Source organism: Streptomyces griseorubiginosus (assembly GCF_001514195.1).
Lineage (GTDB): Bacteria > Actinomycetota > Actinomycetes > Streptomycetales > Streptomycetaceae > Streptomyces > Streptomyces griseorubiginosus.
Window position 1 is genome coordinate 124612 of the sequence record NZ_KQ948749.1, and the last position, 26181, is coordinate 150792.

A 26181-nucleotide genomic window follows, 5' to 3' on the forward strand; every position below is an offset into this window, starting at 1 on the left:
CGGGCCACTCTCCCGGTGACAGCCTCACCGCAGCAAGCACCTCACGTCCGCCGACTTTCTGCTGGGAAGACGTCACCGGAAATCCTCGCCGACCACCTCATCCCGCTCACCGCCCTCGGCCCTGAGCGGAATGAGGCGGCCCAGCGCATCGACCACGTCGCGCGCCTCCGCCCCCTTTACGCCTGGCCCCGGCTCCAGAACGCCGTCAAAGCACTCCGCGCTCTCGATGTCCTCGCGGTCCTCCGGGCCGGCAAGACGGTCGACGACCTCCACCGCCCGCCACGGCGTGCGCTCGACGACTTCGACTCGGCCGCGGGCCTGGCGGAGGACGGCTGCCTGGATGTCACCCTGGCCGAGGCCGACCCGCGCCCGGCCGTCCTGGCCGGCGAGCTCGTACGCCCGCCAGGGCGAACCGCTCCGGATCAGCGGGAAGCGGCCACGAGGCCCTCGATGGACACACCGCAACGGCCCGCCGGATGAACCGACGAGCCGTCACGAAATGCCTATGCCAAGGCGTCGGAGACCACTCTCAGCAATCGGTCACCCACGGAGGGGGGTTGTCGCAGAAGGAGGGAGGGTCTTCAAGCACGGGCCCCCCTGCCGCGTGGGCCTGCGCCTGCGGCACGAGAACTGCTCCCAGTGCGGCAGCCATGACGGCGGCCATCACCGCCGTCCTCCGGAACCCGCCGATGACGGTACTCATATGCATCTCCTTGCGTGCTCGATGTGTGGCGTGACAGCTTCAGAACGAGGGGCGTCAGGGGTACGGATCACCCGCCGCATTGGACCTCCCACGGATGGTTCTGGCAGTAGGTGGGAGAACCAGGCACGGGCACCCCTGCCGCGTGGGCCTGCGTCTGCGGCACGAGAACTGCTCCCAGTGCGGCAGCCATGACGGCGGCCATCACCGCCGTCCTCCGGAACCGGCCAATGACGGTACTCATATGCATCTCCTTGCGTGCTCGATGTGTGGCGTGACAGCTTCAATCGCGTTCGTATGCGGCCTCCGTTCATTCCTTTGCTGAGCTCCGGTTGGTGCGACCTTCGCGTCAGGCCCCCTCGGCTACGGGGTGACGGTCAGGACAGTTGTGCCGACGGTGTCCGGGCCGTCGCCATAGCCGACCAGGCCCAGGTAGACGCCGCCGGCCGGGAGGTTTTGCCAGGAGACGGTGGCCGGGACGGTGTCGCCCCGGGAGACCGGGTGCGTGGCCGGAGTGACCGTGGCGCGATGGTCCGCGGAGTCCGGGCCGATCAGCCAGGTGTGGAGGGTGTACGTCTGGCTGGTGACGCCCGGTGGCAGGGCGTACTGGACGACGTACACCGTGTACGTGCCCGGCTGGAGGTCGGCATGCTCGTCGTTGCTGCTGCCCGGCCTGGTGAGCGGTCTGCCGTCCTTGTCCAGCACCAACAGGTCCAGGTCACTGCCCACGAGATGTTCGGCGGACAGGACGCGACGCGGGCCAGACCTGCGCCCTCGGGAACGGTGAACTCGGCCTTGGCCACGGAGGGCGACGGGCGCGACGGGTCGAAGTCGGTGTTCACGCCGGTCAGGGTGCCGCTCTTGACCGTGCCCGCGTACAGGCCCCGCACGGTGGTGGTGAGGGTGCCGTCGAAGCCCACCTTCGGCGTGAAGGTGACCGAGCCGGTGGCGCCCTTGCCGGTTGCCTCGGCCGGAATGTTGACCGCCGAGGCCCGCAGAGCGACGGCGCTGCGCACCCGGTGGGCCTGGTCGCTCCAACTCACCGAGCCGTACGACCACTTGCCGAAATCCGCGTCGGTGCGGGTGAAGGCGACCTGGTAGGTGGCCGAGCCGCTGGGCGGGACGACCAGCCTGTTCGGTGAGACCTTGGCCTCGTAACCGGGCGGCGACCGCAGCGAGGCGGTGTAGACGCCGGTGGTGGCGGAGACGTTGGTGACGGTGCGGGTCACGGTCTGCTTCCCCGCGAGGTCACCCACCGAGATCGTCGGGGAGTTGAGGTCGCTCGGGTCGGTCTTCCGTGCGGTGTCGCAGGCATCGCCGCCGTCACCGGTCACCGGGGGCCGGCCGATGGCGCACAGGTACGCCGTCCAGTCGGCGGAGGTGGAGTCGTAGACCAGGCCAGGGTCGTCGGCCGGGTTCGGGGCGACGTGCCCGGCGCCGTAGTCGAGCGGGGTGGCCGCGGCGCCTGAGCGCTGGATCGGCTTGCCCGCGTTGTCCTTGGTGGTCGCGGTGGTCATCAGGGCCGACTTGACCTCCATGGGAGACCAGTCGGGGTGCAGCTGGCGCAGCAGCAGGGCCAGCCCGGCCACGTGCGGCGTGGCCATGGACGTACCGGACATGATGCCCTGCTCGCCCTTGAAGGCGCCGTCGGATCCGCCCGGGGTGGTGCCGGCGGTGATGTCCACGCCGGGGGCGGTGACGTCGGGCTGGAGCAGGTCGCCACCGCTGTTGACATCAGGGCCGCTGGAGGAGAAGTCGGCCACCTCCGGCGCCTCTTGGTGCACGGCCCGCGCCGCGCCGAGCCCGGCGGTGGCGCCGGTGCCGTCGGCGTACGCCCTGATCGCCAGGCCGGTGGCCCGGTCGACGTGGACGGTCGGGACGGTGTAGGCACCGGCGATCTGCGCGTCGATCGGGGTGACGTTGTACAGCACCATGCCGGCGCCGCCCGCCGCCTTGACCTCGTCGCTCTTGTCGGTCAGGGCGACACCGCCGTACGCGCAGAGCACGAGGGCGCCCTTCACCCGGTCCGGGTCGAGGGTGCCGGCCCGGCACTGCCCGGCCGCGGTGGCGTCGACGCCGCTCCTGCCCGCCTTGGCCGCGTCGACGAGCGGCGCGGAAGGGACGGCGAAGGCGCTGGTGCCGACGCCGGAGTAGGAGGCGCCGTTGCCGAGGATGACGGTCGAGCGGTAGCCGACGTCATGGGTGGAGGCGGCCACGGTCGTCACCCATGGGATCCCGTTGGCGGCCGTGCCGGGCCCCGAGTTGCCCGAGGATGCCGAGATGAAGACGCCGGCCTTGGCGGCGTTGAACAACGCCATGTACTCGGGGCGGTTGTCGGGCTCGTCGAACGCGCCGGCGATGGAGTAGTTGATGACGTCCACGCCGTCGGCCACGGCCCTGTCCATGGCGGCGACGATGTCGGCCGTCCCGCAGACGCTGTTCCAGCACACCTTGTAGGCGGCGACGCGCGCGGCCGGGGCTATCCCGGATATCCGGCCGGATATGGCGGTGTCGGGCACCGAGGCGGGCACGTCGGCGTCGCCTGCCGCCGTGGTCGCGGTGTGCGTGCCGTGGGCCTCGGCGTCCATCGGGGACGGCCAGTCGTTCTGCCCCGGGTCGAAGACGTCCTTGTTGTAATACTGGGCGCCGATCACCTTGTTGTTGCAGGTGACCCGGTGCGCGGGGTCGTCGCCGGGGTCACAGCCGCCCTTCCACTTCTTGGCGATGACCTCGGCGTCGGGCCGAGGCTCCGGAAGGGCCCGAAACGACGGATTGCCGGTGTCGATACCGGAGTCCAGCAGACCGATGATCATCCCCTCCCCCGCGTTCCGCTGACCGCCGGGGATCTTGGAGTACAGGCCGCCGGGCTTCTTCAGACCGAGGAACCCGACGGTGTCGGCGGGCGGGAGAGAACCAGCGGTGGTCGCGGTACCGGTCGTGGTCGCGGTCGCGGTACCGGCCGTGGCGGTCGTGGCGGCCAGGTGGTTCGCCTTACTGCGCGCCAGCGAGACGACGCCCGGGTTGCGAGCCAGTTCCGCGGCCTGACCGGCCGTCATTTTGGCGGAGAACCCGTTCAGTACGTACTGGTAGCTGTACAGCGGGGTGACGCCCCGCACCTCGTCCAGGACCTGGTCGCGTGCCTGCTTGAGCCGGCCGAGGTAGTCGCGTACGGCCTGGGAGCGCGGGTTCACCTTCTCGCCAGGGGCCGGCGCGGTCCTGCCGTACGTGGCAACGGGCTTGTCGGCGAGTTGGACGAGGTAGGTACCGGCGGAGTACTTCTGCCCGGCGTAGTCGGCCGGTTGCCGCGCCGCCGGGCCGGTGGGCGCGGCCTGCGTGGGCGGGCTGAAGGCGAGAAACAGAAGGCCGACGCCGACCGCCGGGGCCAGGAGCGACGCGGCTCTGCCGCCGAGGCGGCCATGTCGGCCGGGGTGTTGCTGAGACACAGCGTGCCTTCCCCCTGCGCACGCCTGAGACAGGCATGCGCACGATGTGGAGTGGTCAATTCCCCCCGAGATGACAAACATATTGATCTCAACCAAGCCACTTGAGAAGAGTCAAACGCTTGATAGTCGGAGAACTGCACAACTCCTTCACGGAGTTCTCCATCCGTTCGGAGAACTGCCGAGCAACATGTACGAGTTGGGCAGGGCGCCGGGTCCAGCCCCGGGCGGATGCCGTTGGTGACGCGGGAGCATGCGTGACGACGGCCGGCTGTTCCGCAGCCACCGGCAAGCGCGCCAAGCCCGATCTGGACGGCGTCGGACTTGGCCTTGCGGCATCAGGGACGGGACCGGCAGGCCGGACGGTCAGCGGGCCGAACCTCATCGACCTGCACAACGGACCGCCGTCCAGCGGCAGATACACGGACCTGCCGAGCCGCAAGCTCGCAGCCACGGTCACACACACATCACCTTCAACGTTTCGGTGCCGGGCAGCCGCATGGGCGACCTGCTTCGCCAGAGCACGGAAAAGACCCAGAGGTGCTGCACTGAAGGTGCGCACAGGTCATACGCAGCAGGGAACGTATGACTTCCAACGCAGTCTGACCGGCCGCTCGTCGGCGATCCTGCACAACGCGCCCGCCGACCGCACCCACGACCAGGTCAACGCGGCTTCCGCATCGGACTCGACTCCGTCTCCTCAGTGATGGGAGTCGGTCGCGGGGTGCATGCGCGGTGACCCTGAAACGGGACGCCAACAATGTCGTCTCGTTCGTCTGCCCGGCCGACGTCGCCCCGGACAGGGCCCGCCGCGCGGTGGCGGACGCACTGCCGCACCACTGTGTTCTGTCGGAGATCCTGCCGCTCGTGTCCCTCCCGGAGACGGACTGCGGCAAGATCGACAAACGGGTGGTGGCCCTCCGGCGGTCACCTCCTCCCCTTCGCGGCGCAGACGTACGGCGACACCCGCGAAGCCGCGCCGAAGACCAAACTCGACCACCTGATCACCGCGCTCGGTGTCGGACGCTCGGCAAGGTCCGCACGGGACGCAGCGGCCTGTTGCTTGAAAGGCTGGGCGAGGGCTCGGCATCTCGTGCCGGCAGGCCTGCATCGATCCCGACGGCGGTGAATACACTCCCGAGATCGATGCACCGCCTCCCGAACGCGGGGTCGGTTGTCAGGAGAGGTCGGCCAGGTCTTCTTCGCTGAGAGTGATCCCTGCGGCGGCCATGTTGTCCTCCAGGTGCGAGAGAGAGCCCGTACCGGGGATGGCCAGGGTCACCGGTGAGGCGGCCAGCAGCCAGGCCAGGCCGATCTGCGACACGGTGGCGCCGTGCCGGGCCGCGACCTTGGCGAGCCGTTCGTCGTCGAGTTCCCGGCCGCCCCCCAGGGGGAAGAAGGGCACGAATGCGATGTCGGCCTCCTCGCAGGCGGCCAGCAGCTCGACGTCGTCGCGTTTGGCGACGTGGAACTGGTTCTGCACCGCGACGACCGGGGCGATCGCGCGTGCCTCCGCGAGATGAGCGGTGTCGACGTTGCTGATGCCGAGGTGACGGATCAGGCCCTCCTCCCTCAGTGCCGCGAGCGCCTCGAAGCGCTCGGCGAGCGACTCGCCGTGCGGGGGTCCCATCCGACCGATACGCAGGTAGACCAGGTCGAGGCGGTCCACGCCCAGGCCATCGAGGTTGGACTCCACCAAGCCGCGCATGTCGGCCGGGGTGGCGGCCCTGCGGAGGCCGTCGGGGGTGCGGACGGGGCCCACCTTGGTGGCGATGACCAGGTCGGACGCGTAAGGGTGGAGGGCTTCGCGGATCAGGGTGTTCGCGCGAACCGCGTCACCGGCGCTGACGTAGAAGTCGGCGGTGTCCAAGTGGTTGACACCCAGCTCGACGCCGCGGCGCAACACGGCGCGGCCGGCCTCGGGGTCGCGGGCCGGCCCACCCATGCCGTCCTTGGACGGCAGGCGCATGGTGCCGAAGCCGAGCCGGTTGACGGCCAGATCGCCGCCGAGGCGGAATTCATTGCTCATGGGCCCAGCCTGCATGGCCCGCAACCCGCTGACGAGGCTATGGCACCTTGCTGCCAGAGGCACAATGAACGCATGCCACAGCACATGGCCCTCAAGGGTGACCTTGAACTGCACGCGCGGATCAAACCCTTGGTCGAGTTGTACGGCGCGGAATGGGTCAGCGCCGCGCGCGACCTCGACACCTGGCCGAACGCCCGCGCTTCCGCTCGTCTGCGGATACGACGTGACGGAGCACGTCAGGCCCGCAAGCTGTACAGTCCCGCCGTGCTCGCCGACGAGCGCGACCGGCAGGTGCTGCGCGAGATGGCCGCCCAGGGCATACAGGTGCGGATCAGTGCCACCCCCTTGCCTCAGGGAACGGTCTTCATCGACCGGCGAACCATGTTCCTCACCGGCCCCGAGACCGCGCCCTCGTCCCCTCACGGTCCCCGGCACCGTACGTACACGATGAGTGCCGAACCTGCCCTGGTCAGCGGGGCGTACGCACTGTTCGAAGCCGCGTGGGAGACGGCCACCGACCTGGCGGCCCTTTCCGACGCCGCACGGCCCCGCATCGACGCGCAAGCCCGCGAGGTGCTGTACGCACTGGGCTCCGGAATGACCGACGTGGCAGCCGCACGCGAACTGGGCATGTCGCTGCGCACCTACCGCCGCCGAGTCGCCGAACTCCTTGTGACCCTGGGCGCCGACTCACGCTTCCAGGCCGGAATGCGCGCGGGCGAGTTGGGCCTGACCCGCAGGTGAGCAGACCTACGCCCGGGCCGAAGTCGGCTCAGGTGCCGAGGTTCCCGACCCCACCAGTCTCACGCTGTCCGCTGGTTCACACACTTGAGGGTAATCAAGTACTTGGTAGACGCCCGGGTGCCGTATTCTCACCGGGTGACAAAGGATGACGAGCGGTCGATCCCTGCCGAGCACCTGACCCGGGTGACCTGGGCCCTGCGGCGGGCGGAGTGGGCTGTGCAGGCCCGGAAGGACCAGCGGCTACGACCGCTGGGCATGGCGGCCGCGCAGTACACCCTGCTGATCTCCGTCAACACCGATCCCGGCCTGACCGGCGCGGAACTGGCCCGCCGCCTGAATGTCACCCCGCAAGCGGTGGCCTCCCAGGTGGCCCGCCTGGAGGAGCGGGGACAACTGGAGCGCCGACCGCACCCGCGCCACCGCCACGTGCAGGAACTGCACCTCACCGACGCCGGCCGCGCCTCCCTGCACGATGCCGATGCCGTGATCGTGGGGATCGAACAGCGGATCGCCGAGAAGCTCGGTCCGAAGAAGGCCGCACAGCTGAGGGCACTGCTCGACGAGGTGGCCGACGTGGTCCGGGAAGCGTGAGCCGGTGGGCTCACCGCCCCTCTCCCTCACCACAACGGGTGGGCGCCTGCGATTGATGTCCCTCCGTTCCCGCGATCAGAACGAACGATCCGGCGCTCGGCGCGTCGAGAGGGGAACCCCCTCCGGAGTGCGCGACAGCCCGCCCCAGCTGTCGGACGGCGCCCGTGCAGGGGTTACTGCGCCGTCACCAGGCCCGGCAGAGGCTCCGCGGGAAGGTGGATGGGCCCGGCGCCGTGTGAGAGGGGCCGTCCCGTGCCGCGGTTGGTGTGGGCGATGATCTCCGACGTGATGGAGATCGCTGTCTCCTCAGAAGTGAGGGCTCCGATGTCCAGGCCGATCGGTGAGTGCAGGCGCGCCAGTTGGTCCTGGGAGACGCCGGCTTCCCGGAGCAGTTCGACGCGATGCTCGTGGGTGCGTCGCGAGCCCATGGCGCCGACGTAGCCGACGGGGAGGGTCAGGGCCAGACACAGCAGGGGGATGTCGAACTTGGCGTCGTGGGTGAGAACACAGACGGCGGTGCGGGTGTCGGTGTCGGTGGCCGCGAGGTAGCGGTGGGGCCAGTCGGTGACGACCTCGTCGGCGTGCGGGAAGCGGGCCGGGGTGGCGAAGACCGGGCGGGCGTCGCAGACGGTCACCCGGTAGCCGAGGAAGCTGCCCGCCCTGCTGAGAGCGGCGGCGAAGTCGACGGCGCCGAAGATCAGCATGCGGGGACGGGACGCGTGCACGTGGACCAGGACGGTGAGCTTGCGCGGGCAGGTGCCGTCGTCCGCGTTCTCTGTTTCCGCCTCACCGCCGCCGACCTCGATCGAGGCGGTACGGCCCGCCCGCAGGAGCGCACGCGCATGCGCCACGACCGCCCGGTCCTCGCTCTCGACCCCGAGTGTGCCGTCGTGGGTGCCCTCGGCGGGGATGTGGAGCATACGGCCGACAAGTTCACCGGGACCGTCGACGACGTGGGCGACGGCCGACGGACGCCCCGCGGTCACGGCATCGAGGGCGGCGGCGACATGGGGTTGGGCGCCGGGCTCCACGCGCTGTACCAGGACTCCGATCTCTCCGCCGCAGGTCAGGCCGGCGGCGAGGGCATCCGAGTCGGAGTAACCGAAGGCGACGCGTGCGGGGGCGGCGCGGTCTGCCAGCACTTGGCGGGCCAGTTCGTACACCGCTGCTTCGACGCAGCCGCCGGAGACCCCACCGACCGCGTTGCCTTCGGCGTCCACGGCCAGTGCGGTGCCGACCGGCAGGGGTGCGCTGCCTCTGACGTCGACGACGGTGGCGAGGGCGAACGGCCGACCCTCGTGGCACCAGTCGCGCAGTGTGTCCGTGATGTTCAGCATGGGGGGCTTTCCGTGAGGTGGGGGATGACGGGCCGTCGCCGCGCCCTAGGGGAGGAAACCGCGACGACGGCCCTGGTGCCCGGGTGGCCACGTGTCGTGGGGTACACCGGCCGTCCGGGGGCTCAGAGCAGTGCTTCGGCGGTGATGGGCAGTTGGCGGATGCGGCGGCCGGTGGCGTTGAACACCGCGTTGGCGATGGCGGGCGCCACTCCGACGATGACGACCTCACCGAGTCCTTTGACGCCGATGGGGTCGGCTTCGTAGTCCTGCCCGTCGATGAAGATCGCCTTCAGGTCGGGCATGTCGGCGTGGGTCGGCACGAGGTAGTCGGCGAGGTTGGCGTTGACGATCCGGCCGTCGCGGTGGTCGGTGACCGTGTGTTCGAGGAGGGCCTGACCGATCCCGCCGGTCATGGCTCCGATGGCCTGACTGTCGGCGAGTCTCGGGTTGACGATCCGGGCGGCGTCGTAGACACCGAGCATGCGCCGGACCCGTACCAGGCCGAGGCGGGCGTCGACGGCGACCTCGGCGAAGATCGCGGAGTAGGCGTAGAGAGAGAACCTCTCCGGTTCCGGCGCCCCGGCGTACGAGCCGAGCACTTCCAGATGGGTGCGGTCGTTGCGCGCCAGGAGCCGCTGGTACGTCTCCCCGCGGGTGGGCTCTCCCTTCGCGTACAAGCGACCGCCGCGTACGACGATGTCGGCGGCGTCGACGCCGTGCAGCGGTGATCCCTTGTCGTTGACCGCGAGCGCGATCGCCTGCTTGCGCAGCTTGTCGCAGCCGTCCTGGACGGCGGATCCGACGCTGGCCATGGTCTGCGAACCGGCGTGGACGGGCGCCGGGGGCATGAGCGAGTCACCGAGCCGGAAGGTCACCTGACGCATGGTCAGGCCGAGGGCGTCGGCGGCGACCTGGGACATGGACGTGGCCGTGCCCGGGCCCATGTCACTGGTCGCGGACTGCACCAGGGCAGTGCCGTCGGCGTCGAGCCGGACCGAGGCCTGGGCCTCGCTGCGCATGGTGTCGTAGACACCGGCGGCCATGCCCATCCCGATGAGCCAGTCACCGTCACGGGTGGAGCGCGGCTTCGGGTTGCGCCGGTGCCAGCCGAACTCACGGGCGCCCGTGCGGTAGCAGTCGCGCAGGCGGCGGGTGGAGAACGGCAGGTTGCTGGACTCGTCGTCGGACGGTTCGTTGCGCAGCCGCAGCTCGATCGGGTCCACACCCAGCTCGTGGGCGAGTTCGTCCATGGCCGACTCGACGGGGTAGGCGCCGCTGGCGTAGCCGGGGCCGCGCATGAACCACGGCGTGCTCACGTCCAGCGGGACGTGGTCGTAGGCCTGGCGGACGTTGGGTGTGCTGTAGAGCATCCGGCCCGGGACGAGAACGCTTTCGCTGTACGTCTCGTAGCGGGAGGACTCGGCGCGGACGTCGTGCGTCGACGCGGTCAGGCGGCCCCCTCGGTCGGCGCCCAGGCGCAGTCCGTACTCGTATGCGGGCCGGTATCCCACGGTGAAGTACATCTGCCTGCGGGTGAGGACGAGTTTCACGGGGCGTTTCACCTCGCGCGCGGCCATGGCCGCGATGACGGAGTGCACCCAGGCGCGGGCCGCGTTGCCGAAGGCGCCGCCGATGAACGGCGAGATGACGCGGATGTGGTCCGGCGGGATGCCGAACTCGCCGGACAGGGTGAAGACGGTGCCCTGCACGTACTGGGTCTTCTCCCAGACGGTCAGCCGGTCGCCGTCCCACTGGGCGACGATGCCGGCCGGTTCCATCGGGTTGTGGTGGTTGCGGGCCGTCCGGTACGTCGTGTCCAGCCGGACGGGGGCGGAGTCCAGGGCCCGGTCGGCGTCGCCGCGAGCGTAGGTCTGGGTTCCGCCGGCGGCGTCGGCGTCGCTGATGTCGGTCGAGGAGGTCTCGGCGTCGTAGGAGACCTTCACCAGGCTCGCGGCGTGCTGCGCGGTCTCCAGCGTGGTCGCCACCGCGACCGCGACGGGCTGTCCGAAGAACTGGACCCGGTCGTCCTGAAAGGCACGCAGCGGTTTGCCCGGCGGGAACCGCCCTTCCACAGGCGGCAACTTGGGGGCGTTGAGGTGGCTGATCACCTTCAGGACGCCGGGCCGGGCTTCGGCGGCGCGGGTGTCGATGCCGGTGATCCGGCCCCGGCCGATGCTGCTTTCCACGATGACCGCGTGCACGACCCCGTCGGGGCTGTTGTCGGCGGCGTACTTCGCTCCCCCGGTCACCCTCAGCCGTGCGTCGACCCGGGGCACGGCCGCACCGACGGCTGCCTGCGGCTGGCTCACTTGGTGCCTCCTACGGTGCGCAGCTGGCGTTCGACGGTGCGTTTGAGCAGCTCGGGCTTGAAGCCGTTGTGCGTGAGGGGACGGGCACCATCGGCCGCGTGCTCGGCGGCCTCCGCCCACAGCCGGTCGGAGGGGCGTTCGCCGATGAGGTGGCGCTCGACGGCGGGCAGTTTCCAGGGCACGGTACCCACGCCGCCGGCGGCGACCTTCGCCTCGCGGATGACGCCGCCACTGACGTGCAGCGCGACCGCGGCCGACGTGAGCGCGAACTCGTAGGACTGACGGTCGCGCACCTTCAGGTAGCCGGACTTCAGTGGGCGGGCGTGAGCCGGAATCTCCACAGCGGTGATCAACTCGCCCTTGCGCAGAGCCTGTTCGCGGTTCGGGGTGCTGCCTGGCCGCAGCAGGAAGTCGGCGAAGGCGATACGCCGTTCCCCGTCCGGGCCCAGCACGTGCACCGTCGCCTCCAGTGCCGCGAAGGCCACGGCGACGTCGGAGGGATGGGTGGCCACGCAGTGATCGGAGGTGCCGAGGATCGCGTGGCTGCGGTTGTAGCCGTGGAGCGCGGCGCACCCGGAGCCGGGCTCGCGCTTGTTGCAGGCGGCGGTCACGTCCCGGAAGTACGTGCACCGGGTGCGCTGCATGATGTTGCCGCCGATGGTCGCCATGTTCCGCAGCTGGGCCGACGCGCTCAGCTCCAGCGCCTCGGAGATGACGGGGTACAGGACACGCACCTTCGGGTGGGCGGCGGCCTCGGCCATGCGGACCAGGGCGCCGATGCGCAGGCCCCCGCGCCCGGTGACGACGACCTCGCGCAGCGGCAGGGAGCTGATGTCGACCAGCACGTCGGGGCGTTCCACGGTCTCCCGCATCAGGTCGACGAGCGTGGTGCCGCCGGCGACGTATCGCCCGCCACGCCAACCGGCGTTGAGGGCCTCCCGCATGTCCGCGGCCTTGGCGTAGGTGAAGGGATGCATGGGGATCAGCCCTTCCGGCCGGCGGCGGCCTGCTCGACCGCGCGCTCGATCTTCACGTAGCAGCCGCAGCGGCAGAGGTTGCCGCTCATCCACTCCCGTATCTCCGCTCTGGAGCCGGTGTGACCCTCCTGGATGCATCCGACGCCCGAAACGATCTGGCCCGACGTGCAGAAGCCGCACTGGAAGGCGTCCTGCTCGATGAACGCCTGCTGCAGCGGGTGAAGTTGACCGCCCTTCGCCAGGCCCTCGATCGTGGTGACCTCGGCGCCTTCCAGGCGCACCGCCAGCGTCAGACAGGAGTTGACCCGGCGGCCGTCGACCAGGACCGTACAGGCGCCGCAGGCACCGGCGTTGCAGCCCTTCTTCGAGCCGGTCAGGTCGAGATGCTCGCGCAGGAGGTCCAGCAGCGACGTGCGGTTGTCGATCGTGACGGTGTGCCGGACGCCGTTGACGGTCAGGGAGACACGACTGCCGGGCGGCACCTCGTCGGCCACGGCTTCCTCGACGGCGAGCGCGGGCGGCCCCGCGACCAGGCCGCCCACCACAGCGACTCCTCCCGCGGCGGTGGTCGTGGCGATGAAGGTACGCCGGGTGGGCGCGGGCGGGGGCTCTACGGAGGAAGTCTCCGCTTCGGCGGGAAGTTCGGTGGACATGTCCACTCTCCCTCGATGGGGTGCGGGTGGCGGGTGGGGGGAATGTTGGTGGCCGAAGTGGCCAGGCCGTCCGCGAAGTTGCGCCATGAGCGTTGCTCCGGCGGGCTGTCGTTCGCTCGGGACGGCGGGAGAAGAGTGGCGCCGGGTCCGGCGCGGTGTTCGCCCCGTCGACAGGAACACCGGGAGGAGGCCGCGGTCGGCGGCCAGGGGCACGGCGCAGGCGACACCGCCGACCGAGGAGTCACCAGGGGCCAGGGTTCTGGACACAGGCCAAGCATTAACCTCCTGATCCACATCAAACAAGCGTTGGTGTATCAACCATCTTTATAACTCCAGGAGTGAATGACGGACGAGCATGCCCGGAACTTGAGTCGCTCAGGCGAGGACACAGGGCGGCGCCTCCCGCTTCGTGACCCTTGCCGGACCCACGAGCGCCGGCGACTCACCCGCCGGGACGGACACGTCGACACCGTCCAGAGCCCAAGCGGGCCGCAGGTTTTCCGGCACACACCAGGACGGGTGCGGTAGCCGTATGGAACGACTTCAGCGGGCGGAATCGACGGTGACGAGGGCGCACAGGACGAGGCGCAGCCCGGCGAGCGCCGCCAGGGCCCATTCGAGAACGGTGAGCATCTGCATGCCGTCGACGATCCCGCCGGACAGACGCGCCCGCCTCGGCCGCCGGGCCGGTCCGAGGCGGCCGACATCGGTCTGCGGGCCGACCCGCCGCCCGGCCGCACCTACGTAGCGTTTGCGGCGGGGAACCTGACACGCCATGCTCCCCAGCCGTCCGTACTCCAGCAAGGTCCCCCTGTGCGCAGGCCTGGCCCTGACGTGGCTGTTCGACCTGGTGAAGGACTCTTTGCGAAGCCCGCCCAGATCACGCCACTCCGGAGTCCGCACCACGCAGATCCTGCGGCGGCAAGGCATCAGGATTGAGCTCCGCAAGCACGCGGAGCAGCAAGGAATGAATGGCCGCCTGCTCGACGGGGGCGAGGACCGCGAGCGCCTCCGTGTCCAGTCGCTCCACCAGTTCCCGCGCCCGATCGGCGAGCTTCGCGCCGCTGTCGGTGATGGTCAGCTGCACGGTTCTCCGGTTCGAAGGATGCTCGCAGCGCGCCAGCAGGCCGCGGTCGACCAGTGCGTTGACGGCGGCACCCGTGGACTGGGGAGTCAAGCCGGTCCGGCGCGCGATCTCCGCCGCGGAGATTCCCGGCGTCCAGCCGACGTGCTGCAACGCGTTGTGCTGCGCCGCCGTGAGGTCGAGCGAACGCAACGCTCTCTCGAGCCGCGTTCCCATCACATGGACCACCTGCCACGCCAGGTAGCCCACGCGCGTGGACGGATCTGCATGCGTACGGCTCACGAGCGGCTCCGGCAGTAAGGTACCTGATATTTCTATGGTACAACTATAAGGCACCTTCCAGTTAGAGATGGAGAACCTTCTCCCATGTCCACATCACCCACCGCTTCCACCGAGGCGCGCCCTGCGCCCCATCACCACGCGATGGATGCCGCTCCACCACCGCAAGGTGCCACCGGAGCGAAGGGAGTCCTGCTACCGGTCGCGATCGTGCTGGTCATCGGCTCGATCTTCGTCAGCGTGTTCCTGGCCGCCTTCCACGCCCCCCGGCCTCACGACCTTCCGGTCGCCGTCGTAGGGACGACCCAACGGCTCGAACAGGTCACCGGAGGGCTGGAGCTCGGGCTGTCCGGCGGCTTCGAGGTGAAGCGATACGCCGACGAGAACGCGGCCCGCCACGCGCTTCAGGACCGCAAGGTGTACGCCGCCTATGTCACCGGCCCCGGAAAGTCCGCCACACTGCTGTACGCCGGAGCCAACGGCCCTTCGGTGACCTCTACGGTTACCGGCGCCTTCTCCGGTGTCGCCAAGGCGAACCATGACCGGATGACCGTGCGCGACATCGTGCCGGCCTCGTCAGGCGACACCCGCGGACTGTCGGTGTTCTACGCCGGGTTCGGCGTCGTACTGGCCGGATTCCTGTTCGGCATGATGACCTACCAGATGGCTCCGCGACTGGAGTACCGGTGGAGAATGGCCAGCCTGGCCACGTTCGGCATCCTCGCCGGCGTCCTCGTGGCGGCGATGGCCGGCAGCGTCGGCTTCGCGGCACTGCCCGGGCCCTTCCTGGGCATCGCGGGGATCATCGCCCTGATGGCCGCGGCCGTCGGCAGCGCGACCATGACGTTCATGCGCCTCTTCGGCCGCGCCGGGATGTCGCTGGCCGCCGTGGTCCTGCTCACCTTCGGCAACAGCACGAGCGGTGGCACGCTGCCCACCCCCTACCTGCCGGACTGGCTGCACCCTCTCTCGGAGATCCTCCCGGTGGGAGTCGGCGTACGAGCCGTCCAGGGCTTGTCCCACTTCAACAACGACGGTCTCACCGCGGGAATCGTCGTCCTGGTGGCATGGATCCTCGTTGCCGCCGGGGTGCTCTTCTGGCTCGATGCCCGCGGATCTCAGCGCACCTCGCTCTCGTAGACTGCGGCGGTGACCGACGCCGCGTTCCCCACCACCGGATACCTCGCCTGGCAGTTCTCCCAGATCATCGCCGGCCGGCTGGAGCGGGCACTGCGCGCGGAAGACCTCACACTGGCGCAGCACAACGCTCTGCAGCAGGCCCTCTGGACGCCGGGCGTGTCCGCCGCCGAGATCGCGCGCCGCTCGGGCATCACGGCCCAGTCCATGGGAGCCGCAGTGAGTCAGCTCGTCGACAGAGGACTGCTACGACGAGAGCCGCACCCGACCAGCCGCCGCAGCGTGCGCCTGTTCGCGACCACCGAGGGAGAGGCGACCGCCGTTCATGCCGCTTCGATCGCCCGGCGGATCGAACGGGAGACGACCTCACCGCTCTCCCCGGACGACAAGGACAGCATTCACCGTCTGCTCTACCGTTTGGTCGAGGAACTGAACCCTGATGCCCTCGCCATCGACAGTCGCCCCTTGAACTAGCCCTGGATCCCCGGCTGTTCACCCGATGCCGCTGTCGGCTCCACCGCGTCGATGTGAGCAATGGACAAGCGACATGGAGAGGCTGAACGACGGAGAGCCATGAACCGTGCCAGACGCCGTCCGACGTCGAACGGATCCACCGGCGGTCGCCCCCGCAGCGCAGCCGTGGAGCAGGCCATCCTGGAGGGAGTGTTGAACCTCCTGGAGGACGGCGTTCCACTGGGTGATCTCTCCGTCGAGCGGATCGCCCGCACCGCCGGCGTCGGCAAAGCGGCCATCTACCGCCGCTGGAGCGACAAAGAGGATCTGTTCGTCGACGTCATACGCGCTGCCGAGTCCGCCGAACCCGAGCTCCCCGGCACCTCGATGCGGGACGACCTCGTCGTTCTGCTGGAGTCACTGCGGCAACGCAGCCTGGTCGGCCGCTTGTCAGCGATCCTGCGCAACGCACACGCCCAGACGAGGAGCAGCCCGAAGATATGGGCCGCCTACCATGCCGGCGTGATCACTCCCCGGCGTGACCTCGGACTGGCGATCCTCCGTCGAGGCCGGGCGAACGGGGAACTTCGTACGGACGTCGACCTGGAACTGGCTGTCGAGATGTTCGTCGCTCCTCTGCTCATCCGCTCGTTCGTCGGCCCCGACCCCGACCTCCCTGACGGACTGGCCGAGCAGATCGTCGACGCCGTGCTCCACGGCCTGCGGCCCGTCAACTCCCCGAGCGCTTGATCAGGATGGGCTGCCAGAGCGGTGTGGAACCCCTGAGTCCACAGGCCTCGGCAGCACCCGCGGTGCTCTGACCGACGAACCGCCGTCGTGCTGAGTGCTCAACCGGCCAGGCGGGGCAGCAGGCGGTGGGCGTTGGCTGTGGTCAGGGACTGCCGGGTGGTGCCGTCCACAGGGGTCGGCGCGTCTCGCCGAACGCGGCGGTGTGGGCTTCCGCAACGGGGGCCGGGGTCCAGCAGTAGTCGCTGCCGTTCAGCAGTCGTTCGGGGTCGACCAGGTTTGAGCAGGGCAGGGACCTGGCGGGTGAGAGGGGAGAAACCCGCGGTGTCGTAGTACAGCCGACGCAGTTGCGCGATGACGTCCGGAGGGCTGTGGCGGTCGGGCCCGAACAGCTGCAGGAAGCTGTTGACACGGTCGGCCACCACCGTCAGGGTGGCGCCGCAATGCAGAACGGTCACCAGCAGCCTCGGGTGGCGCTCGAGGCTGCGGGTGACCGCGGCGAGTTCTGCACCAGGTCGGCGCTTCGGGACATCGTGATCGATTGTCGGCCGGAGGTACGGGTCCTTGTTTACGGCACCAGGACGATTTTCCCGCTGGTGTGACCTGTCATGATCTCGCGATGGGCGGCAGCGGCTTCGCTGAGCGGGTAGCTGCCGGCGATCAGGACTCGCAGTCGCCCGGCCTCCGCAGCCTCGGTGAGCTGCAGGCGGGCGGCGGCACGGATGTCCGTACCCGGATCCGCGCCGGGACTGCCGCCGAGAACCTTGATGCCGGCCTGGGTCCCGCGCGCGATGCCCGCGATCGTGGCGATGCGGGAACGGTCCGCCACCACTTCCACGGAGACGTCCACCGCCTCGTCGGTGCCCACCAGGTCTGCCGCCGCCTGGACGCCCTCCGGTGCTGCCGCGCGTACCCGGTCGGCCAGACCCAGCCCGTATGCGACCGGCACCGCCCCCAGCTCACGCAGCAGGTCGTGCTTGGCCGGGCTTGCGGTTCCCAGGACGGTGGCGCCGCGTGCGACCGCCAGCTGCACGGCCATCAGACCGACTCCGCCAGCAGCGCCATGGATCAACACCGACTCGCCCTTGCGCAGGCCGATCGCCTCGAGAGCGTGCACGGCGGTAACGCCGGCGAGCATCAGCCCGCCGGCCTGCTCCCAGGACAGGTTGGCGGGCTTCGGCACCACCGAGGAGGCCGGGACAACGAGTTCTGCGGCATATGCGCCGGGCGCACGGTAGGCGATCACCTCGTCGCCGACCTCGACCGGACCTGCGGGTCCGGTCGCATGGTCGCCCGCCGCGGTCACCACTCCTGCCGCCTCGAGACCGAGCCGTAGGGGCAAGTTCCCCGGATCGGTGCCGAAGGCGCCGCTGTACACCTTCTGATCGAAGGGGTTGACGCCGGCGGCACGGACCGCGATGCGCACTTGGCCCGGCCCGGGCTCGGGAACGGCTTCGTCGATCACCGACAGCACCTCAGGACCGCCGTATGCGCTCGCCACTACTACCCGGACTTCGCTCATGTGGCCAACTCTGTCTCGGAGGGGTTCGTCCTGCTCACTGGTGGTCACTTCCTGTCCGTGCCGCACTGTGTGTCGTGTGCGTTGGGTCATCGGTGTTCGGCACTGGTTCGGGCCGGCGGGGCGAGCGTCGCCGGCCAACTCCACGCCGGTGGTGGCGGTATTTCTCTACGCCTGCTCAGGGCGGGAGGAACCTGTGATCGCGGAGGCGACTTCGCCGCGGCGCAGGGCTCGGGCGAGCGTCCTTTCCGCCGCCCAGGCATTCACTGGTGCTCGGGGTGGAGTTCGCTGGGCTGGAGATTCTCGGGCCTCGTGGTTCCAGGCTCGACCCTTGTCAGGAACAGTGGGCTACAGGGCAGGGGTGTCAATGCCCCAGGACCTGACGAGGTTGGGTACCACCTCGATCCAGTTCGGCCCGAATCAGGACCGTCGTCCCCTTGATAGTGATTCCGCGCGGCTGCCACGTCTGTTCATCCGGCACGTCGTCGACCACCAACGCCGCCTGCGGGTTGACCCTGAGAATGGCGAACGTACAGCCGCTCCTGGCCTTGTCCTTCCAGGTACGCGACTTCTTGCGCGTTGAACCTGCTCATATCGATCTCATTTGATTGGTTGAATCCGGCGTCCCGAAACTCGTTCTGAACATCTCCGGGTTGCGCAGGGCAACCAGCCGTCGCTGTTTTCCGCAGGCGAGCCGGCCCGGCCCTCCAGGCCGTAGACGCAGATCGTCTCTCCCGGGCGAAGCCCGGTGAGGCCGACTCGCGCGACGTCATCGGCCACCATGGCAGGGACGGCTTGTCCCATGCTCTGGCGGAACTCGGTGGCCACCGGGCCGGGGCGCAGCACCTGGGTGCGTATCCCGGTGAAGGCAACAGTGGCGGCCTGGCCGCGGTGTACAGGGTGCTGCGGGCCCGTCCGTCCGGCGCCGGCAGCGGGCAACGAGGCGATGGCGCCGTCGTGGCGGCGAGCATGCCGGGGGGTGCGGCGCCGGCGAGTTGTACATGCGCCTCAGCGTTGAGAGTGAACGGGCCATCAGTCTCGGCCGATTCGACGTCGATGAGCGCAGCGGAGCCGCCGACACCGGCGTGGTCGATCAGGAGACGGACAGCCCCAGCGCTCAAACGGTCCCTCACCGTGGCGATGCCCTCGCGGGTGAAAGGTCCGCGGGAAGGGCTTCCATTGCGACACAGGCCTCACGGAGTTTATTAGTCAGGTCCTGCAACCGGTCGACACGGCGGGCCATCAGGACGACATCCGAGGCGCCTGCCAGGAGGCGGGCATATGCGGCGCCAATGCCGGAGGAAGGGTCCGAGTCATGGCCTCAAAGTACTTCAGGTGATTGTCCCTAGTCAAGCGTTTGACATTTATGAAGGTTCCTTATGCTCGGACTTAGGAGCGGAGGCAGCGATCCGCCTCCCTGCCGATCGGCATCTGTGGCCCGCCCAGGCTCACGAGCAGTTCCGGCCCTGAGCCCGAGCGTCACGTCCGGCAATGGCACCCCTCGCCAAGGCTGGACACCGAGGCGTAGCGCCGACCCCTTCCCCGCTACTTCCGCGTTCAGGAACTCCACCTCACCGACGGTGGCGCGGCTCTGCGATCAGCAGACACAGCGGCTGACGGCGCTCCTGACCGGACGGCGGACACTTGCACATGAGCGAATCGACGGTGAAGTTCCACGTGGCGAAGATCCTCGACAAGCTGGGCGTCAGTCCCCGCGGCGGGGCGGCCGCACTCGCCCACGAATGGGGCGAGTCGTAGTCGGCGGGGCTCGAACGTGCTTCAGGACTCCCTGAGCCGGGAGCCCTGAAGCCGCACTGAAGGAGGCCTCATGAGTGAGGCGGGCTCATTCGGCGCCGAAGCTGTAGGTCCCCGAGCCGACCTCGAACACGGCGGCTCCGTTCTCCATCCGGAGGAACCGAACTCCCTTGGCGTTGTCGGCCGGTCGGCCGCTCTCGGTGACCGCCCACCGGGATGTCGCCGGTACGTGGACCTCGGCGACGGTGTTGACCGGCACTGTCACCTTCAGGTCGAAGGTGCCGTTGTGCGTGCTCCACTGCGACGACAGCGGGCCGTAGACGGTCTTGAGGCGTCCGGAGCCTTCCGTCAGCCCCCCGCCGGGTACCGGCGCGATCCGGGAGCGCTTGTAGCCGGGCTCGATCGCGGAGAGACCGCCGATGTTCTGGAACATCCAGTCACCCACGGCACCGTAGGCGTAGTGGTTGAAGGAGTTCATGTCGACCGGGCCGAAGCTGCCGTCGGGCATGATCGAGTTCCAGCGCTCCCACGTGGTGGTGGCACCGTTGACGACCTCGTAGCCCCAGGACGGGTAGTCCTTGAGCAGCAGCATCTTGTAGGCCAGGTCGCTCCGGCCGATCTTGCTCAGCGCCGGCAGCAGCAGCGGGGTGCCGATGAAGCCGGTCCTGAGGTGGTAGTCGGTGAGCGCCAGTTTGGCCACGAACTTGTCGCCGACCTTCGCGACCAGAGCCGGATCCTGGACCAGGTTCATGCCGAGGGCCATCGCGTACCCGGTCTGCGAGTTGCCCTTGACGGTGCCGTCGGCGGCGACGTAGGCCTTGGTGAACGCGTCACGGATGTCGGCGGAGAGCTTGCCGTAGTCGGACGCCGCCGTGTCGTCGCCGAGGGCCTTGGCCACCTCCGACATCATGCGGGCGTCCTCGGCGTAGTAGGCCGTGCCCAGGATGCCCTGCTCGGTCGGATCGTCCAGATTCAGCCAGTCGTTGGTGAAGAAGGTGGTGCGGTCGGGTTCGAGGAGATCCGGTCCGGCGCTGTCGCGGACGAACTGGAAGAACTTCTGCATGGCGGCGTAGTTCTCGCGCAGGATGCGGGTGTCGTCGTACGAGTGCCACACGTTGTACGGCACGGTGATCATCACGTCGGACCACCCGACACCGCTGTCGCCGAACTGGCCCTGGGGGGTCGGTACGACCGCCGGCAGGTCACCGTTGGCGTACTGGGAGTTGCGGAGGTCCGCCATCCAGTGGGACAGGAACGCGCGGGTGTCGACCAGGTAGTTGGCCGTCGGCGCGAACAGGCTGATGTCTCCGGTCCATCCCAGGCGCTCGTCGCGGGCCGGGGTGTCGGTGGGAATGGAGAGGAAGTTGCCCCGCTGGCTCCAGGAGATGTTGCTCACCAGTTGGTTCAGCATGCTGTCCGAGGACTTCAGGGTGCCGGTGGAGGGGAGGTCGGAGCCCCATACGACGCCCTTGACGTCGGAGGTCGCCGGCGGCTCGTCCACCCCGGTGATCTCGATGTAGCGGAACCCGTGCTGGGTGAAGGTGGGTTCGTAGGTCACTGTCCCGGGCTGGGCGAAGGTGTAGCGGTCGGTGACCTTGGCGCTGCGGAAGTTGTCGGTGTAGAGGGTGCCGTCCTTGTTGAGCACCTCGGCGTAGCGGATCTTGACGGTCTGGCCGACGGAGCCGGTGAGAGTCAGGCGTGACACGCCGACCATGTTCTGGCCGAGGTCGTAGACGTACGTGCCGACGGTGGGCTCGGTCCTCTTCTGCGCCTGGAGCACCTGGGTCTGCCGAACCGGCTCGTCACTCTGCGGGACCAGGAGGGCGGTCTGGGACTTCACGCTCGCGGCGGATTCCCACGTCGCGTCGTCGAATCCGGGCCGGCTCCAGCCCGTCGGCTCCAGGCGGGCGTCGTAGGTCTCTCCGTCCTGCAGGTCCGCCTTTGCGTAGGGGCCGTCCGCCGCCTTCCACGAACCGTCCGAGGCGATCCACTGGACCGAGCCGTCGGTGTAGGTGATGCGTATCTTGGCCACGAGGGCGGGGGCGTCCCCGTACTGACGGGTCCAGCCGAGCCCGACCTTGCCGGCCCACCAGCCGTCCGCGAGGGACGCGCCGATCGCGTTGTCGCCGCGTGCGATCAGCTTTGTCACGTCATAGGTCTGGGCCTGGACGCGCTGGTGGTAGTTCGTCCAGCCCGGGGCGAGCTCCTGATCGCCGACCCGCTTGCCGTTGAGTTGCAGTTCGTAGAGGCCGAGTGCCGATGCGTAGACCCGCGCGGAGGCGACTTTCTTGCCTGCCTCGGTCGCGAAGTCCTTGCGCAGCAGCGGCAGTGGCCGGGCCGCGGGGGCGTAGAGGGCGTCCGTGGTGCCGGACACGACGAGGGCGGAGTCGACGATGTCACCACCGCTGAAGGGGTTGCGCCCGGAGGCGAAGTCGGTGTCGAGCAGGGTGCTGCCGTCGGTGCCGGTCACGGCAGCGTCGTAGACGGTTCCGCGTTCGCCGCAGCATGCGTGTGTGCGGAAGCCGATGTAGCCCTTGCTGAACGTGGAGTCCGTGAATGTGTTGACCAGTTGGCCGTCTAGGGTCGTCTTGATGGTGGCGCCCACCACGTCGTAGCGGACGGTGTGCCGGCCGGCGAGGAGACTCGCGTCGGTGAAGCCGAAGGGCGCGAGATCCACTTCCTGGAGCACGGTGTAGTTGCCCGCGACCTGCTTGTGCAGTCTCAGTGTGGGGGTCGGGCCGGTCACGTTGAACTGCCACATGTAGCCGTTGCTCGTGTCGGAGGCACGCAGGAACATGCCGAAGGCAGCGCTGTCCAGCTTGAAATCGACCGTTGCGGTGTAGTCGGTCCACTTGTCGAGCTCACTCGGCCCCGCAGGACGAGTGATCCACTGGGCGCCGTCCCAGTCACCGGGATTCAGGAGGCCCGTCTCGAAGTACGCGTCCGCGCTCCACCCGCTCGCAACTCCCCTGTCGTCCCAGGCCCGGACACGCCAGTAGTAACGCGAGGCCGCCTTCAGACCGGGACCGCCGTACCGCACGTCGACCTGACGGTCGGACTTCACCTTGCCGGACGACCACACATCGGCGGACCCCGGCGTGCGTCCGACCTGGATCTCGTAGGCCCTCTGCGAGGTCGCCCGCCGGTTCGATGTCAACTGCCAGCCGAAGACCGGGTCTTCGCCACTGATGCCCAGCGGGTTGACCCGGCCGTTGGCGGTCAGAGCAGTCACGGTGAACGGTGCATCCGACACCGCCGCCGACACTGCGGAGGACATCGGCGTCGGCAGGGTCGCCACGCTTGCGACGACGACCAACATCACAAGACCTCTGACGAATTTGAGCAGGAGCGAGCGTTTGCGGAGCATGACATCTCCATGAATTGAAACGTTTCAAACAGCTGGATTGCCGGAACGTTAACCATGTGGCGAGCGACACGTCAACAAGCGGAACGCAGACTCCTGAAGAGTTCTGCCCGCACCGCGACGACGAAGAGAAACATCATGCGCGAGCTTGCCCGTACGGCAACCGGGTCTTGCGGGCTCGTCAGGGCCGCACAATCCTGACGAGACGGATCTTGGACCCTGCGCTCTCTGTTCTCTCCACGTGGAACGGGTCCCAGAGGCGTTATGACGGAGTCGCATTGCTTGTCGGCGTCAGCATCGCTCGCCGCCACGCGCCGCCAGAAAATGAGTGCATCACTCAACGTAATTCTCGAGGACCACGCCTTCCCCCAGTCTCCGAAGGGGGATCGGTCATGGAGAAGGGTATGCAGGGGAAAAATCCTTCCCCCTCACACCGCGCTCTTCTGATGCAAAGCTGGGTCACGCACTGAGCAAGACATTCGAGGAGCCCCATGACCACGTCCAAATCCGGCCGCCCCACGGCCGCCGTTGCCTTTCATCCGGGCTACAGCCACGCAGCGGTCATCGCAGAAGCCGTGGCGCGCGGCGCAGCGGAAGCCTGCGCCGAGGTGATCTCGACATCCGTGGACTCCATCACCGGGCGTACCGTCCTCGCCGCCTGGCCACAAGGCTGCCTTTGACACCAGAGCCATACGCTCGGTACGCACCCTGGGACGCCGAGTCTTCTTCCACCTGTTGCCGTAGAGGCCGGAGTCAATATCATACTCATATATGAGTAAAGCCGAACATGGACAGGATCACCCACCCTCCCAGCTCCGGGTTCCTGTGCGAGGCTGCAAATCATGAACCGCAACCCTCATCTGAACGAGTTGGGGGAGTTCCTCAAAGCCCGCCGTGCCGAACTCAGTCCTTCCGAGGTCGGACTCCGCGCCGGGGAACGGCGGCGCGTGAGCGGTCTGCGCCGTGAGGAGGTGGCACTCCTCGCCGCGATCAGCACCGAGTACTACACGCGCATCGAGCAGGGCCGTCTCCAGGCATCGGCTCCCCTGCTCGACGAACTCGCCAAGGCACTCCGCCTCAAAGACGACCAGCGCACCTACCTCTTCGACCTCGCGGCGAAGGAGAGGGTGCGCCCCTCCGCGTCACGCGAGCGCCAGCAGGTGGATACCCAGCTACAGCGCATGCTGGACGATCTCACCGCCTCCCCGGCCTTCGTCATCGGCCGACGCACCGACATCCTCGGCTGGAACCAGCTCGCCCCCGCCCTGTGGACCGATTTCGGGCGCTACCCGGAACAGGAGCGCGTGTTCGTCCGGTTGCTGTTCACCGAACCCTGGATGCGTGAGCTGTATGCCGACTGGGAAGAGGTCACCCGGCTGGCCATCGCCCAACTGCGCATGGAAAGCGCCCGTTACCCCGACGATCAGCGCCTCGCCGCCCTGGTCGAGGAACTCTCCGCCCGCGACACACAGTTCCGGCAGTGGTGGACCGAACACGACGTCTCCATGCGGGGCAAGGGCGTCAAGAAGCTTCATCACCCGGCGGTGGGCGAGCTGACCCTCGACTGGAACACCCTCACCTGCGGCACGGACCCCGACCAGCACATCATCGTGTGGAACGCCGAACCCGCCACCCCGTCCCACGACAGGCTGCGCCTCCTGGCTTCCTGGGCCGCGGACCAGAAGCGGTCGACGTCCGACACCGCCACCTGAGCCCTCTCCCCCTTACGGGCGGCTGGAGGGCTGTGCAATTGTCGGCTCGGTCGTCAGTTGCTGTCGTCAGTTGCTTCGATACCGCCGTCTGGGAGGCACTCGGACGCCGGGCCCGCTCGTTCCGCCCCTGGAGGTCCTGCCTCAGACTGCTCCGCGTGCTTGCTCTCATCGGCGTACCGGAGCACAACCGCGAGGAGCATGGCATTCTCTCGTCGGCACCGGCGTCATGGGGGGAGAGATTCGTCCCCCCTATGGCCGTATCCCAGCCTAGAACCCTCCCCTTTTCCGAGCGCACATGAGACGGAAGGGTCGGACACCTCAACGACCGCATGCCAAGCAATGAGGTGCTTCGAATGAAGGCAGTAGGTTTCACGGAATTCGGTGGACCAGAGGTGCTTCAGGTTCTTGAGCTGCCCGCACCCGAGGCCGGTCCGGGCGAGGTGCGCATCCGGGTGGCCGCCGCGACCGTCAACGCTGTCGACGCCCTCCAGCGCAGCGGCCCCGCCCGGTCGCCGGACGCCCAGCCGCCGTTCGTCCCCGGCATGGAAGCCGCAGGCGTCGTGGACCAGATAGGCACAGGCACGGACACGGATCTGAGCGTCGGCGACCGCGTGATGGCGATCGTGCTCGCCGACGGCTCACGCGGTGCGTACGCCGAACAGGTCGTGGTCCCGGCGGAGTCGGTCGTCCGCGCTCCCCACGGCGCGAGCGACGTGCAGGCCTCCTCCCTCCCGATGAACGGACTGACCGCGCGCCTGGCCCTGGACACCCTCGGCCTGGAACCCGGCCAGACTGTCGCGATCACGGGAGCGGCCGGAGCGGTGGGCGGATACGCCGTCCAGCTGGCCAAGGCGGACGGGCTCCGTGTGGTCGCCGACGCCTCGGAGCAGGACGAGGCCCTGATCAAGGAACTCGGCGCCGACGTCGTACTCCGTCGCGGCGCCGAGTACCCGGACCGGGTACGCGCAGAGGTCCCGGAGGGCGTCGACGGACTCCTCGACGGCGCGTCGCTCGGCGCTCTCACCGCCCGAGCGGTGCGTGACGGCGGCCGGGTGGTGACACTGCGCGGCTACGACGCCCCCGGCGAACGGGACGTCGTCTTCGAGCCGATCGTCGTGTTCCGGTATCTCCGGGAGCACGCCAAGCTCGACCGGCTCCGGCAACAGGTGGAGGACGGCCTCATCACTCTCCGGGTCGCCAAGTCACTCCCGGCGGAACAGGCCGCCGAGGCGCACCGACTCCTCGCCGCAGGCGGTGTTCGGGGCCGACTGGTCCTGACGTTCTGAGCAGAATCAAGTACGTCAGCGCCACCTCACGGCTGTGGCCGGACGTTGAACAACCTCCGGCCGCA

21 protein-coding genes are annotated in these 26181 nt (G+C 68.9%); 10 read left to right on the forward strand and 11 right to left on the reverse strand.

Features of this window, described 5'->3' with window-relative positions; genetic code table 11:
* Positions 1–15 precede the first annotated feature (15 nt).
* Positions 16–480 carry a hypothetical protein gene (locus AQJ54_RS45925; RefSeq protein ID WP_159055648.1) on the forward strand — a complete coding sequence of 155 codons (465 nt, stop codon included), beginning with the start codon at positions 16–18 and terminating at the stop codon, positions 478–480.
* Positions 481–1063: 583 nt separating this feature from the next.
* Here the strand turns inward: AQJ54_RS45925 and AQJ54_RS46515 are convergent.
* The 3 genes from AQJ54_RS46515 to AQJ54_RS41030 all read right to left on the reverse strand — a co-directional run bounded on the left by AQJ54_RS46515 (position 1064) and on the right by AQJ54_RS41030 (position 6169).
* Entirely contained in the window at positions 1064–1321 is a 258-nt protein-coding gene (locus AQJ54_RS46515) for a hypothetical protein (RefSeq protein WP_211278647.1), read from the reverse strand.
* Entirely contained in the window at positions 1252–4143 is a 2892-nt protein-coding gene (locus tag AQJ54_RS47540; RefSeq protein WP_062246525.1) for a S8 family serine peptidase, read from the reverse strand. The genes AQJ54_RS46515 and AQJ54_RS47540 overlap by 70 nt, the downstream gene beginning before the upstream one ends.
* Positions 4144–5317: 1174 nt before the next feature.
* On the reverse strand, positions 5318–6169 hold the full coding sequence (locus tag AQJ54_RS41030) for an aldo/keto reductase (protein WP_062246527.1): 852 nt from the start codon (positions 6167–6169) through the stop codon (positions 5318–5320).
* A gap of 72 nt (positions 6170–6241) precedes the next feature.
* On the opposite strand from AQJ54_RS41030, the gene AQJ54_RS41035 reads away from it, so the two are divergent.
* Both AQJ54_RS41035 and AQJ54_RS41040 read left to right on the forward strand, forming a co-directional pair.
* A complete protein-coding gene (locus AQJ54_RS41035) occupies positions 6242–6913 on the forward strand; it encodes a helix-turn-helix transcriptional regulator (RefSeq protein WP_062246529.1) in 672 nt (223 codons plus the stop codon).
* Between the two features lie 135 nt (positions 6914–7048).
* Positions 7049–7504 (forward strand): MarR family winged helix-turn-helix transcriptional regulator, encoded by a 456-nt coding sequence (locus tag AQJ54_RS41040; RefSeq protein ID WP_062246531.1) that lies wholly within the window; start codon positions 7049–7051, stop codon positions 7502–7504.
* A gap of 173 nt (positions 7505–7677) precedes the next feature.
* Here the strand turns inward: AQJ54_RS41040 and AQJ54_RS41045 are convergent, their stop codons facing one another.
* The 6 genes from AQJ54_RS41045 to AQJ54_RS41070 form a co-directional block, all read right to left on the reverse strand.
* Positions 7678–8841: an XdhC family protein gene (locus AQJ54_RS41045; protein ID WP_062246532.1), complete on the reverse strand. Its 1164-nt coding sequence runs from the start codon at positions 8839–8841 to the stop codon at positions 7678–7680.
* Positions 8842–8963: 122 nt separating this feature from the next.
* The gene (locus tag AQJ54_RS41050; protein ID WP_062246534.1) at positions 8964–11150 is read right to left on the reverse strand and encodes a xanthine dehydrogenase family protein molybdopterin-binding subunit; all 2187 of its coding nucleotides are present in this window, start codon (positions 11148–11150) and stop codon (positions 8964–8966) included.
* Positions 11147–12127: an FAD binding domain-containing protein gene (locus tag AQJ54_RS41055; RefSeq protein ID WP_062246536.1), complete on the reverse strand. Its 981-nt coding sequence runs from the start codon at positions 12125–12127 to the stop codon at positions 11147–11149. The genes AQJ54_RS41050 and AQJ54_RS41055 overlap by 4 nt, the downstream gene beginning before the upstream one ends.
* A gap of 5 nt (positions 12128–12132) precedes the next feature.
* Positions 12133–12780, reverse strand: a complete 648-nt coding sequence (locus tag AQJ54_RS41060) for a (2Fe-2S)-binding protein (RefSeq protein ID WP_062246538.1) — start codon at positions 12778–12780, stop codon at positions 12133–12135.
* Between the two features lie 543 nt (positions 12781–13323).
* Entirely contained in the window at positions 13324–13557 is a 234-nt protein-coding gene (locus AQJ54_RS41065) for a hypothetical protein (protein ID WP_159055649.1), read from the reverse strand.
* 103 nt (positions 13558–13660) lie between these two features.
* The gene (locus tag AQJ54_RS41070) at positions 13661–14146 is read right to left on the reverse strand and encodes a MarR family winged helix-turn-helix transcriptional regulator (RefSeq protein ID WP_248845574.1); all 486 of its coding nucleotides are present in this window, start codon (positions 14144–14146) and stop codon (positions 13661–13663) included.
* 84 nt (positions 14147–14230) lie between these two features.
* Between AQJ54_RS41070 and AQJ54_RS41075 the strand changes: the two genes are divergently transcribed.
* The 3 genes from AQJ54_RS41075 to AQJ54_RS41085 all read left to right on the forward strand — a co-directional run bounded on the left by AQJ54_RS41075 (position 14231) and on the right by AQJ54_RS41085 (position 16483).
* Complete coding sequence (locus AQJ54_RS41075; RefSeq protein WP_062246543.1) at positions 14231–15283, forward strand: ABC transporter permease; 1053 nt, start codon at positions 14231–14233, stop codon at positions 15281–15283.
* Between the two features lie 9 nt (positions 15284–15292).
* The gene (locus tag AQJ54_RS41080) at positions 15293–15754 is read left to right on the forward strand and encodes a MarR family winged helix-turn-helix transcriptional regulator (RefSeq protein WP_062246545.1); all 462 of its coding nucleotides are present in this window, start codon (positions 15293–15295) and stop codon (positions 15752–15754) included.
* A 99-nt stretch (positions 15755–15853) separates the two neighbouring features.
* Complete coding sequence (locus tag AQJ54_RS41085) at positions 15854–16483, forward strand: TetR/AcrR family transcriptional regulator (RefSeq protein WP_211278649.1); 630 nt, start codon at positions 15854–15856, stop codon at positions 16481–16483.
* A 565-nt stretch (positions 16484–17048) separates the two neighbouring features.
* On the opposite strand, the gene AQJ54_RS41095 is transcribed toward AQJ54_RS41085, so the two are convergent.
* Complete coding sequence (locus AQJ54_RS41095; protein ID WP_062246550.1) at positions 17049–17981, reverse strand: quinone oxidoreductase family protein; 933 nt, start codon at positions 17979–17981, stop codon at positions 17049–17051.
* Between the two features lie 1668 nt (positions 17982–19649).
* Between AQJ54_RS41095 and AQJ54_RS44570 the strand changes: the two genes are divergently transcribed.
* Positions 19650–19757 carry a helix-turn-helix domain-containing protein gene (locus tag AQJ54_RS44570; protein WP_079070279.1) on the forward strand — a complete coding sequence of 36 codons (108 nt, stop codon included), beginning with the start codon at positions 19650–19652 and terminating at the stop codon, positions 19755–19757.
* A gap of 85 nt (positions 19758–19842) precedes the next feature.
* Here AQJ54_RS44570 and AQJ54_RS41100 read toward each other — a convergent pair whose 3' ends face one another.
* Positions 19843–22986, reverse strand: a complete 3144-nt coding sequence (locus tag AQJ54_RS41100; protein WP_211278650.1) for a family 78 glycoside hydrolase catalytic domain — start codon at positions 22984–22986, stop codon at positions 19843–19845.
* A gap of 623 nt (positions 22987–23609) precedes the next feature.
* Between AQJ54_RS41100 and AQJ54_RS45930 the strand changes: the two genes are divergently transcribed.
* The 3 genes from AQJ54_RS45930 (at position 23610) to AQJ54_RS41110 (ending at position 26116) form a co-directional block, all read left to right on the forward strand.
* Positions 23610–23798: a hypothetical protein gene (locus AQJ54_RS45930; protein WP_159055650.1), complete on the forward strand. Its 189-nt coding sequence runs from the start codon at positions 23610–23612 to the stop codon at positions 23796–23798.
* 162 nt (positions 23799–23960) lie between these two features.
* Positions 23961–24830, forward strand: a complete 870-nt coding sequence (locus AQJ54_RS41105) for a helix-turn-helix domain-containing protein (protein ID WP_062246551.1) — start codon at positions 23961–23963, stop codon at positions 24828–24830.
* A 353-nt stretch (positions 24831–25183) separates the two neighbouring features.
* Complete coding sequence (locus AQJ54_RS41110) at positions 25184–26116, forward strand: NADP-dependent oxidoreductase (protein WP_062246553.1); 933 nt, start codon at positions 25184–25186, stop codon at positions 26114–26116.
* Positions 26117–26181: the final 65 nt, after the last annotated feature.

What these genes read in the sequence shown, in the direction of transcription:
- AQJ54_RS41030 (WP_062246527.1), bottom strand. Translation starts at nt 6,169, where the DNA reads ATGAGCAATGAATTCCGCCTCGGCGGCGATCTGGCCGTCAACCGGCTC.
- AQJ54_RS41035 (WP_062246529.1), top strand. Translation starts at nt 6,242, where the DNA reads ATGCCACAGCACATGGCCCTCAAGGGTGACCTTGAACTGCACGCGCGG.
- AQJ54_RS41045 (WP_062246532.1), bottom strand. Translation starts at nt 8,841, where the DNA reads ATGCTGAACATCACGGACACACTGCGCGACTGGTGCCACGAGGGTCGG.
- AQJ54_RS41055 (WP_062246536.1), bottom strand. Translation starts at nt 12,127, where the DNA reads ATGCATCCCTTCACCTACGCCAAGGCCGCGGACATGCGGGAGGCCCTC.
- AQJ54_RS41060 (WP_062246538.1), bottom strand. Translation starts at nt 12,780, where the DNA reads ATGTCCACCGAACTTCCCGCCGAAGCGGAGACTTCCTCCGTAGAGCCC.
- AQJ54_RS41065 (WP_159055649.1), bottom strand. Translation starts at nt 13,557, where the DNA reads ATGGCGTGTCAGGTTCCCCGCCGCAAACGCTACGTAGGTGCGGCCGGG.
- AQJ54_RS41075 (WP_062246543.1), top strand. Translation starts at nt 14,231, where the DNA reads ATGTCCACATCACCCACCGCTTCCACCGAGGCGCGCCCTGCGCCCCAT.
- AQJ54_RS41085 (WP_211278649.1), top strand. Translation starts at nt 15,854, where the DNA reads ATGAACCGTGCCAGACGCCGTCCGACGTCGAACGGATCCACCGGCGGT.
- AQJ54_RS44570 (WP_079070279.1), top strand. Translation starts at nt 19,650, where the DNA reads ATGAGCGAATCGACGGTGAAGTTCCACGTGGCGAAGATCCTCGACAAG.
- AQJ54_RS45930 (WP_159055650.1), top strand. Translation starts at nt 23,610, where the DNA reads ATGACCACGTCCAAATCCGGCCGCCCCACGGCCGCCGTTGCCTTTCAT.
- AQJ54_RS41105 (WP_062246551.1), top strand. Translation starts at nt 23,961, where the DNA reads ATGAACCGCAACCCTCATCTGAACGAGTTGGGGGAGTTCCTCAAAGCC.
- AQJ54_RS41110 (WP_062246553.1), top strand. Translation starts at nt 25,184, where the DNA reads ATGAAGGCAGTAGGTTTCACGGAATTCGGTGGACCAGAGGTGCTTCAG.